General features: G+C 45.0%; 13 protein-coding genes and 5 tRNA genes. 1 reads left to right on the top strand and 17 read right to left on the bottom strand.

Annotated features, from left to right (window positions below; all coding sequences use genetic code 11):
* Positions 1-21 precede the first annotated feature (21 nt).
* From AC4MCD_RS13165 to rpoB, 3 genes are all read right to left on the bottom strand, one after another.
* Positions 22-387 carry a YMGG-like glycine zipper-containing protein gene (locus AC4MCD_RS13165; RefSeq protein ID WP_034170980.1) on the bottom strand — a complete coding sequence of 122 codons (366 nt, stop codon included), beginning with the start codon at positions 385-387 and terminating at the stop codon, positions 22-24.
* A 260-nt stretch (positions 388-647) separates the two neighbouring features.
* Complete coding sequence (rpoC, locus tag AC4MCD_RS13170) at positions 648-4,847, bottom strand: DNA-directed RNA polymerase subunit beta' (protein ID WP_180104691.1); 4,200 nt, start codon at positions 4,845-4,847, stop codon at positions 648-650.
* 157 nt (positions 4,848-5,004) lie between these two features.
* Positions 5,005-9,093, bottom strand: coding sequence for a DNA-directed RNA polymerase subunit beta (rpoB, locus tag AC4MCD_RS13175; RefSeq protein ID WP_004781674.1), 4,089 nt, complete (start codon positions 9,091-9,093; stop codon positions 5,005-5,007).
* On the opposite strand from rpoB, the gene AC4MCD_RS13180 reads away from it, so the two are divergent.
* Positions 9,087-9,338: a hypothetical protein gene (locus tag AC4MCD_RS13180; RefSeq protein WP_034170979.1), complete on the top strand. Its 252-nt coding sequence runs from the start codon at positions 9,087-9,089 to the stop codon at positions 9,336-9,338. The two genes, rpoB and AC4MCD_RS13180, sit on opposite strands and share 7 nt — an antisense overlap.
* A gap of 63 nt (positions 9,339-9,401) precedes the next feature.
* Here AC4MCD_RS13180 and rplL read toward each other — a convergent pair whose 3' ends face one another.
* The 14 genes from rplL to gph form a co-directional block, all read right to left on the bottom strand.
* A complete protein-coding gene (gene rplL / locus AC4MCD_RS13185) occupies positions 9,402-9,770 on the bottom strand; it encodes a 50S ribosomal protein L7/L12 (protein ID WP_159123444.1) in 369 nt (122 codons plus the stop codon).
* A 48-nt stretch (positions 9,771-9,818) separates the two neighbouring features.
* Positions 9,819-10,325: a 50S ribosomal protein L10 gene (rplJ, locus tag AC4MCD_RS13190; protein ID WP_004781671.1), complete on the bottom strand. Its 507-nt coding sequence runs from the start codon at positions 10,323-10,325 to the stop codon at positions 9,819-9,821.
* Positions 10,326-10,631: 306 nt separating this feature from the next.
* Positions 10,632-11,327 carry a 50S ribosomal protein L1 gene (gene rplA, locus AC4MCD_RS13195; protein WP_004781669.1) on the bottom strand — a complete coding sequence of 232 codons (696 nt, stop codon included), beginning with the start codon at positions 11,325-11,327 and terminating at the stop codon, positions 10,632-10,634.
* A 3-nt stretch (positions 11,328-11,330) separates the two neighbouring features.
* The gene (rplK, locus tag AC4MCD_RS13200) at positions 11,331-11,759 is read right to left on the bottom strand and encodes a 50S ribosomal protein L11 (protein ID WP_004781668.1); all 429 of its coding nucleotides are present in this window, start codon (positions 11,757-11,759) and stop codon (positions 11,331-11,333) included.
* A gap of 117 nt (positions 11,760-11,876) precedes the next feature.
* On the bottom strand, positions 11,877-12,410 hold the full coding sequence (gene nusG / locus AC4MCD_RS13205; RefSeq protein ID WP_005232530.1) for a transcription termination/antitermination protein NusG: 534 nt from the start codon (positions 12,408-12,410) through the stop codon (positions 11,877-11,879).
* Positions 12,411-12,417: 7 nt separating this feature from the next.
* Positions 12,418-12,858 carry a preprotein translocase subunit SecE gene (secE, locus tag AC4MCD_RS13210; RefSeq protein ID WP_262736197.1) on the bottom strand — a complete coding sequence of 147 codons (441 nt, stop codon included), beginning with the start codon at positions 12,856-12,858 and terminating at the stop codon, positions 12,418-12,420.
* Positions 12,859-12,934: 76 nt separating this feature from the next.
* A tRNA-Trp gene (locus tag AC4MCD_RS13215) sits at positions 12,935-13,010 on the bottom strand.
* Positions 13,011-13,056: 46 nt separating this feature from the next.
* Positions 13,057-14,247: an elongation factor Tu gene (tuf, locus tag AC4MCD_RS13220; RefSeq protein WP_491876263.1), complete on the bottom strand. Its 1,191-nt coding sequence runs from the start codon at positions 14,245-14,247 to the stop codon at positions 13,057-13,059.
* A gap of 151 nt (positions 14,248-14,398) precedes the next feature.
* Positions 14,399-14,473, bottom strand: a tRNA-Thr gene (locus tag AC4MCD_RS13225).
* Between the two features lie 21 nt (positions 14,474-14,494).
* A tRNA-Gly gene (locus AC4MCD_RS13230) sits at positions 14,495-14,570 on the bottom strand.
* Between the two features lie 36 nt (positions 14,571-14,606).
* Positions 14,607-14,690 (bottom strand) — tRNA-Tyr (locus tag AC4MCD_RS13235).
* A gap of 55 nt (positions 14,691-14,745) precedes the next feature.
* Positions 14,746-14,821, bottom strand: a tRNA-Thr gene (locus AC4MCD_RS13240).
* A 98-nt stretch (positions 14,822-14,919) separates the two neighbouring features.
* Positions 14,920-16,413, bottom strand: a complete 1,494-nt coding sequence (trpE, locus tag AC4MCD_RS13245; protein WP_284880668.1) for an anthranilate synthase component I — start codon at positions 16,411-16,413, stop codon at positions 14,920-14,922.
* A 108-nt stretch (positions 16,414-16,521) separates the two neighbouring features.
* Positions 16,522-17,190, bottom strand: coding sequence for a phosphoglycolate phosphatase (gene gph / locus AC4MCD_RS13250; protein WP_491876264.1), 669 nt, complete (start codon positions 17,188-17,190; stop codon positions 16,522-16,524).
* Positions 17,191-17,206: the final 16 nt, after the last annotated feature.

The following is a 17,206-nucleotide window of genomic DNA, read 5'->3' on the forward strand; positions in this document are numbered from 1 at the left end:
TCTGGAGGATAGTTCTGTCGATTAACGACGACGGTTATTCTGTTCGATCGCTGCACCAGCACCACCACCGATGGCACCACCAATTGCAGCCCCACCTGTACCGCCAAAGATGCTTTTACCCACTGCAGAACCTACAGCACCACCGACACCACTATAGGTCGCATTACGGTTTGAACCACCTTGAGCTTTACTACCGACTGCTGCACCGGCACCACCGCCAACTGCTGCACCAACACCACCACCTACTCTGTTACCTACACCACCGCCCACTGCACCACCGAGCGCAGCTGCGCCAATACGCTGATCTTTAGCAGACATATTTTCACAGCCTGCCAACATAAAAGTGGAGATAGTTGCAACAGCCATTACGCTCATTAACTTTTTCATGATCTTGGCCTTCCTTCGTGCTTTGACTTAAGATTAACCTGATTTTAAGGAGCGATTCATAACAAGATGTTAAATCTTGAAACCTTCATGATTTATTTTGTAAAGAGCGCATGAAAGATCATGTTTTATTGATGATTTCTCCATATTTAGGACAAGTAACTACCAGATAATCTGATCTTTTCTAGCAATATAAATATATATAATTTGAGAAATAAAAAAGCCACCCGAAGGTGGCTTTTTTAAAATGATTTAGCGGCTAATTACAGACCGTTAAATTCATCGCTGAATGCTTGGCTTAACGCTTGGTCTACATCAGAGAAGTCATTGTGCAGTTCAAATTCTGCAGCTTCTGCTTCTTGACGACGACGCTCTAAGTGGTAAGCCAGACCTGTACCCGCTGGGATCAGACGACCTACAACTACGTTTTCTTTCAGACCGCGTAGATCATCTTCTTTACCTGTTACAGCAGCTTCAGTTAACACACGAGTGGTTTCCTGGAACGATGCAGCAGAGATGAACGAGTCAGTAGAAAGCGACGCTTTGGTAATACCCATCAATTGACGTTCAAATTTCGCAGGGAACTTGTTTTGCGCAAGAACAGCTTGGTTCTCTTGCATCACACGGATGTAATCCACTTGTTCGCCTTTGATGAAGCTTGTATCGCCACCGTCAGTGATGTCCACTTTACGCAGCATTTGACGTACGATCACTTCGATGTGTTTATCGTTGATTTTTACACCTTGCAGACGGTAAACGTCCTGAACTTCGTTCACGATGTAGTTGGTCAACGCCACTTCACCTTTCAGACGTAAGATGTCATGCGGGTTCTGTGGACCATCAGAAATGGTTTCACCACGGTTCACATGTTCGCCTTCGAACACGTTAATGGTACGCCATTTCGGAATCAGCTCTTCGTAGATCTCAGAACCATCATCCGGAGTAATCACCAGACGGTTTTTACCTTTGGTCTCTTTACCGAAGCTTACAACACCTGACACTTCTGCAAGGATTGCGTGTTCTTTCGGTTTACGCGCTTCGAACAAGTCAGCAACACGTGGCAGACCACCGGTAATATCACGAGTACGTGAAGATTCTTGTGGTACACGACCAATTACGTCACCCACACCAATTGTTTCGCCATCACGGACAGAAAGAATAGTGTTTTGTGGCAAGAAGTAGAACTGTTCGCCGCCGTCTACTGTATCAAGCACAACAGCTGGACGTAAATCTTTACCAGACGCAGGACGAGCTGTTACAGGCAAGATTTCAACAGTGGTCATACCAGTTGCATCATCAGTTTTCGATGTTGCAGTTACACCATCAGCGATTTGGCTGAAGCGAACTTTACCGGCAACTTCTGTAACCAGTGGATGTGTATGCGGATCCCAAGTTGCTACGATACCGCCTGCTTCTACAGCTTCGCCATCTTTCAGCAAGATAAACGCACCGTATGGCAGTTTGTAACGTTCACGTTCACGGCCTAAGTCATCTGCAATACCGATTTCACCTGAACGTGAAGTTGATACCAAGTGACCTTTGGCATGTTGTACAGTTTTCACATTGTGGAAACGTACAGTACCTTTGTTACGAACTTGTACGCTGTTTGCAGCAGAAGTTCGGCTCGCAGCACCACCTACGTGGAATGTACGCATGGTTAACTGTGTACCCGGCTCACCAATCGACTGAGCAGCCATAACACCCACAGATTCACCTGGGTTTACCAAGTGACCGCGTGCAAGGTCACGACCGTAACATTTCGCACAAACACCGAAAGTAGATTCACAAGATACGACTGAACGTACTTTAACTTCATCGACACCTTGCTCTTCCAGGTAGTTTGCAAGTTTTTCGTCGATCAATGTGTTACGCGGCAGAATAACTTCTTCAGTACCTGCACGTTTCACATCTTCAGCAACTACACGACCCAGTACTCGAGTACCCAGGTTCTCGATCACGTCACCGCCTTGAATGAACGGAGTCATGACAAGACCAGACAACGTACCACAATCCGGCTCAGTGATGACTAAGTCTTGCGCAACGTCTACCAGACGACGAGTCAGGTAACCAGAGTTCGCTGTTTTCAGTGCTGTATCGGCCAAACCTTTACGTGCACCGTGTGTTGAAATGAAGTACTGAAGTACTGTCAAACCTTCACGGAAGTTCGCTTTAATAGGCGTTTCAATGATCGAACCATCTGGTTTCGCCATCAGACCACGCATACCAGCCAACTGACGAATCTGAGCTGCGGAACCACGGGCACCAGAGTCAGACATCATGTAGATGCTGTTGAATGATTTCTGTTTCTCATCCTCACCCTGTTTGTTCTTAACAGTCGTGAATGACAAGTTGTCCATCATCGCTTTCGCTACCTGGTCGTTTGTACGCGCCCAGATATCGACCACTTTGTTATAACGTTCGCCGGCAGTTACGAAACCTTGTTCGAACTGTTGTTCGATTTCACGAACTTCAGCTTCGGCTTTCCCGATAATCGCTTGTTTTTGTGGTGGAATGACCATGTCTTCCATACCAACAGAAACACCAGAACGAGTCGCTTGACGGAAACCAAGGTACATCAATTGGTCAGCGAAGATAACAGTGTCTTTCAGACCCAGTTTACGGTAGCAAGAGTTGATTAACTTAGAGATGTTCTTTTTGGTCATCTCAACGTTAATTTGCTGGAAGTCCATACCTTCAGGCACAACTTCCCAAAGCAGACAGCGACCAGGAGTCGTATCTACGATAATCGTTTGCTGTTCACGTTCACCGTTTTCGTTGATCACGGTTTGGTGTACACGTGCTTTCACGCGAGCGTGCATATCCACCTGACCAGTCGCAAGCGCACGGTTTACTTCGTCAGTGTCCGCGAACACCATGCCTTCACCTTTGGCATTTACCGCATCACGAGTGATGTAGTAAAGACCCAAGACAACGTCCTGAGACGGTACGATGATTGGCTCACCGTTCGCTGGAGACAGAATGTTGTTGGTCGACATCATTAACGCACGAGCTTCTAACTGAGCTTCAAGTGTTAATGGTACGTGTACCGCCATTTGGTCACCGTCGAAGTCGGCGTTGAACGCAGCACATACGAGTGGGTGAAGACGGATCGCTTTACCTTCAATCAGAATAGGTTCAAACGCTTGAAGACCTAGACGGTGAAGTGTCGGCGCACGGTTCAACATCACTGGATGCTGACGGATGACTGATGCAAGTACGTCCCAAACTTCTGGAGTTTCGCGTTCAACCATTTTCTTCGCAGCTTTAATGGTTGTTGCTTGACCAGATGCTTGCAGTTTCGCAAAGATGAATGGCTTGAACAGTTCAAGCGCCATTTTCTTAGGAAGACCGCATTGGTGTAAACGAAGGCTTGGACCTACGGTAATTACCGAACGACCAGAGTAATCGACACGTTTACCCAACAAGTTCTGACGGAAACGACCTTGTTTACCTTTGATCATATCTGCCAAAGATTTAAGAGGACGTTTGTTAGAACCAGTAATCGCACGACCACGACGACCGTTATCCAGCAATGCATCTACAGATTCTTGCAACATACGTTTTTCGTTACGTACGATGATGTCTGGAGCTGCAAGGTCAAGAAGACGTTTTAAACGGTTGTTACGGTTGATCACACGACGGTAAAGGTCGTTCAAATCAGAAGTCGCGAAACGACCACCTTCAAGTGGTACAAGCGGACGAAGATCTGGTGGAAGTACAGGAAGTACGTTCATCACCATCCATTCTGGCTTGTTGTTCGAATCGTTGAATGCTTCCATCAATTTCAGACGTTTAGAAGCTTTTTTAAGCTTAGTTTCTGAAGTCGTGTTTGGAATTTCTTCACGAAGACGCGCAATTTCAGCTTCAAGATCGATATCTTTAAGCAAGTCTTGAACCGCTTCTGCACCCATTTTCGCAGTGAATTCATCACCGTGTTCTTCTAACGCATTGAAGTATTCTTCATCGTTAAGAAGTTGGTATTTCTCAAATGGAGTCATACCTGGATCAGTGACAACGTAAGATTCGAAATACAATACGCGTTCGATATCACGTAGCGTCATGTCTAAAAGAAGACCAATACGGCTAGGAAGTGATTTTAAGAACCAGATGTGTGCAACTGGAGACGCTAGTTCGATGTGACCCATACGCTCACGACGAACTTTCGCAGTTGTTACTTCAACGCCACATTTTTCACAAATGACGCCTTTGTATTTCATACGCTTGTATTTACCACACAAGCATTCATAATCTTTTACTGGACCAAAGATTTTGGCACAGAATAAACCGTCACGTTCTGGTTTGAACGTACGGTAGTTAATGGTTTCTGGCTTTTTAACTTCACCATGAGACCACGACTTAATCATTTCTGGTGACGCAAGACCAATACGGATGCGATCAAACTCTACTGGAGCATGACCGTCGGAATCCGTCTTTTTGCGCATGATATCGAGCAAGTCTTTCAATTTTTTTCTCCGTGTGTCGAGGAGATTTTCACTTCCCGACTGGGTCACAAATATTGTTTTTTACTGAAATTCGGGAATCTCAAGAATCCCCCTAAATCCCCCTTTATAAAGGGGGACTTTCTCCCCTCTTTCTTAAAGAGGGGTCGGGGGAGATTTCTTAGTCACCATTTTTCAGTTCAATGTTGATACCTAAAGAACGGATCTCTTTGGTCAATACGTTGAACGATTCAGGCATACCTGGGTCCATATAATGGTTACCATCTACAATGTTCTTATAGATACGGGTACGGCCTTCAACGTCATCCGACTTCACAGTCAGCATTTCTTGAAGCGTATATGCTGCACCGTATGCTTCTAGTGCCCAGACTTCCATCTCACCGAAACGCTGACCACCGAATTGTGCTTTACCACCAAGCGGCTGTTGCGTTACTAGAGAGTAAGAACCAGTAGAACGCGCATGCATCTTGTCGTCAACCAAGTGGTTCAGTTTCAGCATGTACATGTAACCTACAGTTACAGGACGGTCGAAACGTTCACCAGTACGGCCATCATACAATACAGTTTGACCCGTACGTGACAAGCCAGCAAGCTCAAGTAATTCTTTGATCTGACCTTCTTCAGCACCGTCAAATACTGGAGTTGCCAGAGGAACACCTTTACGCAGGTTACCAGACAGTTTCAAGATTTCTTCATCAGTTAGGCTGTCAAGATCTTCTTGCTGGCCACCAACCTTATTATAAATCTTGTCTAGGAAATCACGCAGTTCAAGAACTGTACGCTGTTCTTTCAGCATCTTGTCGATTTGATCGCCAAGACCTTTAGCAGCCATACCCAAGTGAGTTTCCAGAATCTGACCCACGTTCATACGTGATGGTACACCGAGCGGGTTCAGTACGATATCTACTGGTACACCATTGGCATCGTGCGGCATGTCTTCAACAGGCAGGATGTTAGAAACTACACCCTTGTTACCGTGACGACCTGCCATCTTATCACCAGGCTGGATACGACGTTTAACGGCCAGGTAAACCTTAACAACTTTCAATACGCCAGTTGTCAGTTCGTCACCTGTAGAAAGTTTGCGTTTTTTCTCTGCAAATTTCTCATCAATTTCAAGGCTCTTCTCTTTCAGGAACACTTGAATTTGAGTTAAACGTTCAGCAATTGCTTCATCACTTGGTTGGATATCAAGCAGATCAACCAGCTCTAAACCAGATAACAATTCTTCAGACAGTTTGTCACCGCGTTTAGTAGTACCGCCACCGTTAGATTCCTGACCTTTCAACAGACGTACAATACGTTCACGTGCTGCTTCTTCGAAGATTTTGTATTCTTCTTTCAAGTCTTTACGGTAAGCATCCAGCTGAGCTTTTTCAATTGCCTGAGCACGTTCGTCTTTCTCAAGACCGTCACGTGTAAACACTTGAACGTCGATCACAGTACCTTTAGTACCCGATGGAACACGTAAAGAAGAATCTTTTACATCAGCCGCTTTTTCACCGAAGATTGCACGAAGCAGTTTTTCTTCAGGAGTTAACTGAGTTTCACCTTTAGGCGTTACTTTACCTACCAGGATGTCACCCGCAGTCACTTCAGCACCGATGTAAACGATACCTGACTCGTCCAGTTTAGAAAGCGCTGCTTCACCCACGTTCGGAATATCGGCAGTAATTTCTTCAGCACCCAATTTGGTATCACGTGCAACACATGAAAGTTCTTGGATGTGAATAGACGTTAAACGGTCTTCTTGAAGAACACGCTCAGATAACAAGATCGAGTCTTCGTAGTTGTAACCATTCCAGGTCATGAACGCTACACGCATGTTTTGACCAAGCGCAAGCTCACCGCCATCAGTTGATGGACCGTCAGCCAGAACGTCACCACGACCTACTTTATCGCCCAGGTTCACAAGAACTTTCTGGTTGATACAAGTGTTTTGGTTAGAACGTGTGTATTTGATCAGGTTATAGATATCTACACCTGCTTCGCCTGCAACCATTTCGTCTTCGTTGACACGAATCACGACACGCGAAGCGTCAACAAATTCAATACGACCACCACGTTTCGCGATTACACATACACCAGAGTCATGTGCTACGTTCGCTTCCATACCGGTACCAACCAGTGGTTTATCAGCAATTAACGTAGGAACAGCCTGACGTTGCATGTTCGAACCCATCAATGCACGGTTGGCGTCATCGTGCTCAAGGAACGGAATCAGTGATGCTGCTACAGATACAACCTGCTGAGCAGATACGTCCATATGCGTCACTTTTTCAGGAGGCATACGTACGAATTCGCCTTGGTGACGTACAGAAACGAATTCTTCAGACAGGTTGCCATCTTTATCTACTGCAGAGTCGGCCTGTGCAATCACAGTACCTACTTCTTCAATCGCAGATAGGTATTCAACGTCATCAGTTACGCGACCATCAACCACTTTACGGTATGGAGTTTCCAGGAAACCGAAGTTGTTACATTTTGCGTAAACAGATAGCGAGTTGATCAAACCAATGTTTGGACCCTCAGGAGTCTCAATTGGACATACACGACCATAGTGAGTTTGATGTACGTCACGTACTTCGAAGCCCGCACGTTCACGAGTCAAACCACCAGGCCCAAGTGCTGATACACGACGTTTGTGTGTAATTTCAGACAACGGGTTGTTTTGGTCCATGAACTGAGACAATTGACTTGAACCAAAGAATTCTTTGATTGCAGCAGCCACTGGCTTCGCATTGATCAGGTCTTGCGGAGACAGATTATCAGTTTCAGCTTGAGACAGACGTTCTTTAACAGCACGCTCTACACGAACCAGACCTACACGGAATTGGTTCTCGGTCATTTCACCCACAGAACGAACACGACGGTTACCCAAGTGATCGATATCGTCGACTTCACCTTTACCGTTACGGATTTCTACTAATGTTTTTAATACATCAGTGATATCTTCATTCGAGAGAATGCCTTCAACTTCGCGTGACTTCTGATCAGTACCCACTTCGTAAGGACGACCCAAACGACGGTTGAACTTCATACGACCCACTGGAGACAGATCATAACGCTCAGAAGAGAAGAACAGGTTATTGAACAGGTTCTCAGCAGCTTCTTTTGTTGGTGGCTCACCTGGACGCATGACTTTGTAGATTTCTACAAGCGCTTCATCACGGCTTACTGTGGTATCAGCACGTAATGTATCCGCAATAAACGGACCACGGTCGATATCGTTAGTAAACAGGATATTGAACTGTTTCACGCCGCCTTCTGCAATTTTCACCATGATTTCATGGCTCAGAACAGTATTGGCTGCAATCACATCACCATCTTTCAGTGGGATGTCTTCAGCAGTGATACGTTCGTACAGGTACTCATCAGGAACAGAAAGCTTCTCAAGACCAGATGCTTCCATTTGACGTACATGACGTGCGTTAATACGTTTACCTTGTTCAACAATGACTTTGCCGTCTTTGTCAGCAATGTCGAACTGTGCCATTTCGCCGCGCAGGCGCTCTGGAACAAGGTCAATCTGGTAGCTACCCATGTCCAGATACACAGGTACTTTCTCGTAGAACATGTCGAGAATTTGTTCGTTGGCATAACCCAGCGCACGAAGCACCACAGTCGCAAGCAATTTACGACGACGGTCAATACGTACGTAGACCAGGTCTTTGGCATCGAATTCAAAGTCTAACCATGAACCACGGTAAGGAATGATACGTGCTGAATAAAGGACTTTACCGCTTGAGTGAGTCTTGCCTTTATCGTGGTCAAAGAATACGCCCGGTGAACGGTGCAATTGCGATACGATTACACGCTCGGTACCGTTAATTACGAAAGTACCGTTGTCTGTCATAAGCGGCATTTCGCCCATGTAGACTTCTTGTTCACGTACGTCTTTGATTGATTTAGTTTCGCGATCTTTCAGGATCAAACGAATTTTTACGCGCATTGGTGCTGCATAAGTTGAGCCACGAAGGATACATTCGCGTACATCAAACTCAGGCTTACCAAGACTATACTCAACGAATTCTAAAGCAGCATTGCCAGAATAACTTTCAATAGGAAAAACTGAACGAAATGCGGCTTGGAGACCGATATCTTCGCGGTTTTTTGGTGATTTGCCATCTTGTAAGAATGTTCTGTACGAGTCGACTTGAATCGCGAGCAGGTACGGAGCATCCATGACGCTAGGCAATTTACCAAAATTCTTACGGATCCGTTTCTTTTCGGTATATGAGTATGCCATCTGGAGTCCTCGGAAAGTGTAAACCAAGCCCGCCTGCAGAACGGGCTCAGAAGGAATTACGCTGGCCGATATGGCCACCACTCTTTACAAATGCTGCAATTTTTAGTGGTATTAAAACGCTTAACAATATTTTTTTAATGAAAAATATTGGTAAGCGTTTGTTCATTATGTTTATTTTTAATTTGTATGAATTTTATATCATGCAAACAAAAATCGAGCCGATTATTGTAACGCAAAAAGGCTGATGACCCAAGAGCCATCAGCCAATTTTTGGAGCCGATTATAAAAAAACCGGCTCCTTTAAGAAATTACTTAAGAGTAACTGTAGCACCAGCTTCTTCAAGTTTTTTCTTAAGCTCTTCGCCTTCTTCTTTAGAAACGCCTTCTTTAAGAACTGTAGGTGCGCCTTCAACCATGTCTTTAGCTTCTTTCAAGCCAAGACCAGTAGCTTCACGAACTGCTTTAATTACAGCAACTTTGTTACCACCGAAAGAAGTCAACTCAACGTTGAATTCTGATTGTTCTTCAGCAGCAGCAGCAGCGCCAGGAGCAGCAGCAACAGCAACAGCAGCAGCAGATACGTTGAATTTCTCTTCGAAAGCAGAGATTAGTTCAACAAGTTCAAGAACAGTTTTTTCTGCAACTGCGTTTAGGATTTCTTCGTTAGTTAAAGCCATGAGAATAACTCCAAATGGAAATTGAATGGTGTGGAAATAAATTTAAGCTTATGCAGCTTCTGACTCGTTTTTCTCTTTGAGCGCAGTAATAAGGCGACCCAATTTCGAAATAGGAGCTTGAAGAACGTTTGCAAGCATAGTAAGCGCTTTTTCTTGGTTCGGAAGGTTCGCGATTACGCTAACTTCAGCACCTTCGTAAACTTTGCCATCAAATGCAGCAGCTTTAAGTTCGAATGCTTTGTTAGTTTTTGCGAATTCTTCGAACAAGCGTGCAGCTGCACCCATGTCGTCTTCAGAAGTCGAGAAAGCTAAGATTGTTGGGCCAACAAGGCTGTCGTTCAAGATATTGAATTGAGTATCTTGAAGAGCGCGTTTAGCCAGAGTGTTACGCACGATACGTGTTTTAACACCTAGTTTACGAGCTTCAACACGAAGAGCAGTTAATTGCTCAACTGTTAAACCTTGGTAGTCAGCAACAACAGCGGCAAATGCAGTAGAAGCAATTTCACTTACTTCAGCTACGATCTGTTTTTTGCCTTCAATAAGAAGAGCCATTGTAAAACCTCCTAACGGTGATTTATGTGCCTGATCACAAGCACACTCCCAATTCGTGAATTCATCTCTGAAATCACACGCGGAGGATGAACAAATCACACCACCGCGTCTACGCAGGCTGGAATATTAAGAAAGAAGCATAAAACTCCCCTCGCCTGAGGTCTTTGACGCTGATAAATTTACATTTATCAATTCAAAGTCTGCCTAAGTTCGCAAGCAGTCCGAAACCGGTTTCTTCTTGCGTAAGTTTTAAAGCAGTGCTTTAAAACTTACTCAGGGCTTTAAAATTCTGTATAAGTTTAAAACTTATTTAGAAACGTTTGCTACATCAACGATCAGACCAGGACCCATAGTAGAGCTTAGAGTGATCTTTTGGATGTAAACACCTTTAGAAGTAGCAGGTTTTGCTTTCTTAAGGTCAGCTACAAGAGCTTCAACGTTTTGACGAACAGCTTCAGCAGAGAAACCTACTTGACCGATCGCAGCGTGGATAATACCTGCTTTGTCTACACGGTAACGCGCTTGACCAGCTTTTGCATTTTTAACTGCAGTCGCAACGTCAGGAGTTACAGTACCCACTTTAGGGTTTGGCATTAAGCCACGTGGACCAAGAATCGTACCCAGTTTACCAACAACGCGCATTGCATCAGGAGCAGCAATCACTACGTCGAAGTCAAGGTTTCCGCCTTGGATGCTTTCAGCAAGATCGTCGAAACCAACAACGTCTGCACCAGCTTCTTTCGCAGCTTCGGCAGCAGCGCCTTGAGCAAATACAGCTACGCGTACAGTTTTACCAGTACCTGCAGGAAGAGTAGTCGCGCCACGAACAACCTGATCAGATTTACGAGGGTCAACACCCAGGTTTACAGCGATGTCCAAAGATTCTTTGAATTTCGCAGCTGGAAGGCTAGTAAGAACTTCTACAGCTTCTTCTAAAGTGTAAACTTTTTGTGCTTCTACAGCAGCAGCGATGGCTTTTTGACGTTTAGTTAACTTTGCCATGTCTTATAGCTCCACTTCCAAGCCCATAGAACGTGCAGAACCAGCGATGGTACGTACACGCGCGTCTAAATCAGCACCAGTTAAGTCTGGTTCTTTAGTAGTCGCGATTTCTTCCAATTGAGCACGAGTCAACTTACCAACTTTAGTTTTGTTAGGTACAGAAGAACCCTTTTGGATACCAGCAGCTTTCTTAAGAAGAACAGCAGCAGGTGGAGTTTTCATGATGAATGTGAACGACTTGTCGTTGTACACAGTGATCACGACTGGAATTGGCAGACCAGCTTCAACTTTTTGTGTAGCAGCATTGAATTCTTTACAGAATGCCATGATGTTAACACCACGTTGACCTAGTGCAGGACCAATCGGTGGAGATGGATTCGCTTTACCAGCTGGAACTTGCAGCTTGATATAGCCGTCAATCTTCTTAGCCATTTCAAATTACCTCTGGGTGCAAACGCCGCTAGGCTCCCCAATGATTTCAAGTAACGATACCGTTACAACAACAATGCCTGATTTGCACGCAAATCAGGCGTTTTCAACCCGAACAAATTAAACTGTTTTTTCGACTTGGCGAAATTCCAGTTCAACCTGAGTTGGTCGGTTAAATACGTTAATGGTCAGCGTTAAGCGTGACTTGTCGTAAAGCACTTCTTCCACCACACCTTTAAAGTCAGTGAATGGACCGTCAATTACGAGTAATTCTTCGCCTGGTTCAAACATGGTCTTAGGACGCGGTGCTTCACCAGTATTGCGTACACGTGCAAGGATTGCATCAGCTTCTTTTTGCGTAATTGGAGCCGGTTTTTCAGCCGTACCACCAATAAAACCAAGCACTTTTGGACACTCTTTCACGATGTGCCAAGTGTCATCGTTCATTTCCATTTCGACTAATACATAGCCAGGAAAGAACTTACGCTCTGATTTACGCTTCTTACCATCCTTCATTTCTACCACTTCTTCGGTAGGAACAAGGACTTCACCAAAGCTATCGGCAACAGCGCTACGCTGGATTCGATCATTAAGCGAACGCATCACTTGTTTTTCATAACCTGAATAGGCATGAATAATGTACCAACGTTTCATAGCTCTCTTACCCGATAATAAACTTCATTAACCAGCCTAAAACATAGTCAAAGCACCATAGAACAATGGCTGCAATCACTACAACAGCAAGGACTTGCCAAGATGTGGTCATAGTCTCTTGTTTGGTAGGCCAGGTCACTCGACGTAACTCGATTCGTGCATCCTTAAGAAGACGAACAAAGCCTTTGCCTTGATGGGTGGCGTATAATAAACCGAATGCCACAACGATACAAGCCAAAATTACCCCAACGCGCACCCAAATATCATTCGCAGGCGCCCAGTATGCAGGTAAATATTGGTTTACCATCATAGCACCGACCAATAAAATCAAGGCGATAACCCATAGAACAATGTCTAATGGAGAACCAGAACTTACATCTACAGCAGGATTATTTCTTTGAGGAATTGCCGCTTCGCTTAATGCGTCGCGTGATTTATCATTCGACATTTTTGTACTCGTCGTAGGTTTCGCGACTTATTATATGACCAGTTTTGCCGACATCAAGCGTCTTTTGAAAAAAACTTGGCAGGCCAGGAGGGACTCGAACCCCCAACATTCGGTTTTGGAGACCGACGCTCTACCAATTGAACTACTGGCCTGTAGATAAACTGGAGCCGAAACTCCAGCTTATTTTCTATTCTATGATTATGCAGTTACTTTAGCAACTACACCAGCACCAACTGTACGACCACCTTCACGGATTGCAAAACGTAGACCTGGGTCCATTGCGATTGGGTGGATTAGTTCTACTGACATTTCTACGTTGTCACCAGGCATAACCATTTCAACGCCTTCTTTCAAAGAAATCGCGCCAGTTACGTCAGTTGTACGGAAGTAGAACTGTGGACGGTAACCATTCAGGAATGGAGTGTGACGACCACCTTCGTCTTTAGAAAGTACGTATACTTCTGCATCGAATTTAGTGTGCGGTTTGATAGAACCTGGTTTAGCAAGCACTTGACCACGTTGTACGTCTTCACGTTTAGTACCACGAAGCAAGATACCACAGTTCTCACCAGCACGGCCTTCGTCAAGAAGTTTACGGAACATTTCAACACCAGTTACAGTAGTCTTAACTGTGTCTTTGATACCCACGATTTCAACTTCTTCACCAACTTTGATGACACCAGTTTCAACACGGCCAGTTACAACTGTACCACGACCAGAAATTGAGAATACGTCTTCGATTGGCATCAAGAATGCTTGGTCGATTGCACGTTCTGGTTCTGGGATGTAAGAGTCAAGCGCTTCAACAAGTGCTACTACAGCTGGTTCGCCGTATTGACCTTGGTCACCGTTAAGAGCTGCAAGAGCAGAACCACGGATGATTGGAGTGTCATCACCTGGGAAGTCGTAAGTAGAAAGAAGTTCACGAACTTCCATTTCAACCAGTTCAAGAAGCTCTTCGTCGTCTACAAGGTCGCATTTGTTCAAGAATACAACGATGTAAGGTACACCTACCTGACGAGAAAGCAGGATGTGTTCACGAGTTTGTGGCATTGGACCGTCAGTCGCAGCACATACAAGGATCGCGCCGTCCATCTGAGCAGCACCAGTAATCATGTTTTTAACATAATCGGCGTGGCCCGGGCAGTCTACGTGAGCGTAGTGACGAGTTGGAGAATCGTATTCTACGTGTGAAGTATTAATTGTAATACCACGTGCTTTTTCTTCTGGTGCAGAGTCGATTGCAGCGTAGTCTTTCGCTTCACCACCGAATGTTTTAGCACATACAGTTGCAATCGCAGCTGTTAAAGTTGTTTTACCATGGTCAACGTGACCGATTGTGCCCACGTTAACGTGTGGCTTATTACGTTCAAACTTAGCCTTAGCCATGTTAATCTTCCTCGTTTACGTCGAACACAATTCTGAGTAAAACCCAGCTCCGACATATCGTTTAAAAAAAACCAAACACCAAATACTTGAAAAGCAGACTAAATAGCCTGCTTTTGAAATATTTTTGCAACCACGTTGCCAAACTGTAATCTGGAGCTCTTATCGAGATTTGAACTCGAGACCTCTCCCTTACCAAGGGAGTGCTCTACCACTGAGCTATAAGAGCAAATATTAGCACTTCAAACAATGGAGCGGGAGACGAGGATCGAACTCGCGACATGCAGCTTGGAAGGCTGCCGCTCTACCAACTGAGCTACTCCCGCACGATGTTGGTACTTACCACTTTGAAGTCTTAAAATTGGTGGTGAGGGAAGGATTCGAACCTTCGAAACTTTCGTAGCGGAGTTACAGTCCGCCCCCTTTGACCGCTCGGGAACCTCACCATTTTTACACTTACATCAGTGTCGTTCTTTACTTCGCACTCCAAACTCTCTAAGATGGTGCCGGCACACGGATTCGAACTGTGGACCTACTGATTACAAGTCAGTTGCTCTACCAACTGAGCTATGCCGGCGTTTCTTAGTGTTTCGTACGTTTCGTATCGGAACGGTGTGCAGTTTAGCAAAACTCAGAATCCATGCAAGTGTTTTTTTCAAAAAAAACGCCAAAAACTCACAAAATCAATCCGTTTGATGATAATTCAACCGCTTTGATCACTGCGCGAGCTTTTATTTGGGTTTCATTCCATTCTGACTCAGGATTTGAGTCCGCAACCAGCCCTGCTCCCGCCTGAACATAGACCTTATTTTCACGAATCACGCAGGTACGAATGGCAATCGACATGTCCATTTCACCATGCCAGCCTAAATAACCAACAGCGCCGCCAAAAATTCCGCGTTTTACTGGCTCAACTTCGTCAATAATTTCCATGGCACGAATTTTTGGCGCACCAGAAAGTGTTCCCGCAGGGAAAGTTGCCTTAAAAACATCCAGTGCATCGACATCATCACGTACTTCACCTTGTACATTCGACACAATGTGCATCACATGCGAGTAACGTTCGATCACCATTTGATCAGTGACTTGTACTTTACCGATTTTGGATACACGACCGACATCATTTCGGCCCAGGTCAATCAGCATTAAGTGCTCGGCAATTTCTTTTTCATCAGACAGCAAATCTTTTTCCAGCGCCAGATCTTCTTCTTTGGTCTTGCCACGTGGACGCGTACCCGCCAGTGGACGAACAGTCGCAATGCCATTTTCCAGACGAGAAAGAATTTCAGGCGAAGAACCCACAATATGGAACGGCGTATTGTTTTCTAGGGTTTGCCCTTGTACCAGGAACAAATAAGGCGATGGATTAAGGTGACGTAATGCGCGATAGACCTGTAAAGGCTCACCATCGAAATCAGAAACCATACGATGGCCTGGCACCACCTGCATCACATCTCCGGCACGGATGTACTCTTTTACCTTTTCAATAGAGGCAATAAAGTTGTCATGTCCAGTTAAAGACTCAAAATGCGGTGCTGTATGTTTTTCTGCTTTCAGGCTTACCGGTGTCGCCAGAATATTTTCCAGCTCATCCAGCTGCTGCTGCGCTTTCTCATAAGCTGCCGGATCAGCTGCATCGGCATGTACAATCAGGAACAGGGTATCTTTCAGGTTATCGAATACGATGACGGTTTTGGACAGCATCATCCAGATATCTGGCAAGCCTACCGGATCAGCTTCAGGCACATTTTTTAGCTTAGGTTCGATATAACGTACTGAGTCATAACCAAAGTAACCGACAAGACCACCGGTAAAGCTTGGTAAGGCTGGAAGTTCTGCCTGAGTCGGTACTTTAAACTGTGCCTGAAAGTCTCGGATATACTGGAATGGATCGGCACAGTGCTGTTTTTCAATAGAGCCATCTGGATGCTGAACAGTCAGTTCACCCGCATTACAGGAGAATACAGTCGATTCACCCAGACCGATAATTGAATAGCGCGCCCAGTTTTCTCCCCCTTCCACAGATTCGAACAGATAAGCCTGTTGGTGCTGTTTTAGACGGGCAAAGATAGATAAAGGAGTATCGGTATCAGCCAGACGCTGGCGGTATACAGGAATCAGGTTGTAGCCTTGAGATGCAAGTTGCTGGAATTGAGCTGAAGTTGTCATTCGGTTTTTCTCTTTAAATTGGGGTTACTCAGTATGAAAATGGAATTGAACTGAGCGACGCCATCGAAAAACCTTATAACTATTCATCTTATTTCCTTCGTACCCTATTTAAGCAAGCAACTCACGTAGATCATCGACAATTTCTTGAGGATCACAGTCTGCTATATTTTCACCATGATTATAGCCATAGCTGACTACAATACAATCTATACCCGCACGGCGTGCAGCTTCAATGTCATTGACCGAATCACCAATCATCAGTATCTGATCTTTGGTCACACCATAATGTTCCACACAATGCAACAACTGACGCGGATCTGGCTTACGCTCGGCAAAGCGATCACCACCAATGGTGTCATCAAAGTATTTCGCCATTTCCAGAATATCCAGAATACTGCGTGCCGGTTCTTCTGGTTTATTGGTCACACAGATCAGTTTTTTGTCGTTAGCCTTACCCCATTCCAGAAACTCGATAATTCCGTCAAATGGCTTGGTATCCACACAAGGATCGGCATTATAAATTTCCAGGAATGTCGTAAGTAATTCCTGATGTTGAGCAGGTAATACTTCTCCCACCAGATGCTGGAGTACGCTTTCACAGAACTTGGACGTTCCTTTACCAATCCAGACCCGTACCTGCTCCTCAGTGACCAGGGGTAGCTGCAAGACATTCAGGCTCATATTCATGGCCCGATACAGATCATGGGCTGAATCCACCAAGGTGCCATCCAGATCGAATAAAATCAGCTTACGTTGTTCCAGTTGTGCAATTGACATCCTGACCCTCATTTTC

This window comes from Acinetobacter sp. CAU_H_78 (assembly GCF_058599365.1).

Bases quoted from the DNA above. Each gene is read 5' to 3' on its own strand.
- AC4MCD_RS13165 (WP_034170980.1), bottom strand. From the start codon at position 387: ATGAAAAAGTTAATGAGCGTAATGGCTGTTGCAACTATCTCCACTTTT.
- rplA (WP_004781669.1), bottom strand. From the start codon at position 11,327: ATGGCAAAGTTAACTAAACGTCAAAAAGCCATCGCTGCTGCTGTAGAA.
- gph (WP_491876264.1), bottom strand. From the start codon at position 17,190: ATGTCAATTGCACAACTGGAACAACGTAAGCTGATTTTATTCGATCTG.
- secE (WP_262736197.1), bottom strand. From the start codon at position 12,858: ATGTCGAATGATAAATCACGCGACGCATTAAGCGAAGCGGCAATTCCT.
- rpoB (WP_004781674.1), bottom strand. From the start codon at position 9,093: ATGGCATACTCATATACCGAAAAGAAACGGATCCGTAAGAATTTTGGT.
- rplJ (WP_004781671.1), bottom strand. From the start codon at position 10,325: ATGGCTCTTCTTATTGAAGGCAAAAAACAGATCGTAGCTGAAGTAAGT.
- tuf (WP_491876263.1), bottom strand. From the start codon at position 14,247: ATGGCTAAGGCTAAGTTTGAACGTAATAAGCCACACGTTAACGTGGGC.
- AC4MCD_RS13180 (WP_034170979.1), top strand. From the start codon at position 9,087: ATGCCATCTGGAGTCCTCGGAAAGTGTAAACCAAGCCCGCCTGCAGAA.
- trpE (WP_284880668.1), bottom strand. From the start codon at position 16,413: ATGACAACTTCAGCTCAATTCCAGCAACTTGCATCTCAAGGCTACAAC.
- rplK (WP_004781668.1), bottom strand. From the start codon at position 11,759: ATGGCTAAGAAGATTGACGGCTATATCAAGCTGCAAGTTCCAGCTGGT.
- nusG (WP_005232530.1), bottom strand. From the start codon at position 12,410: ATGAAACGTTGGTACATTATTCATGCCTATTCAGGTTATGAAAAACAA.
- rplL (WP_159123444.1), bottom strand. From the start codon at position 9,770: ATGGCTTTAACTAACGAAGAAATCCTAAACGCAGTTGCAGAAAAAACT.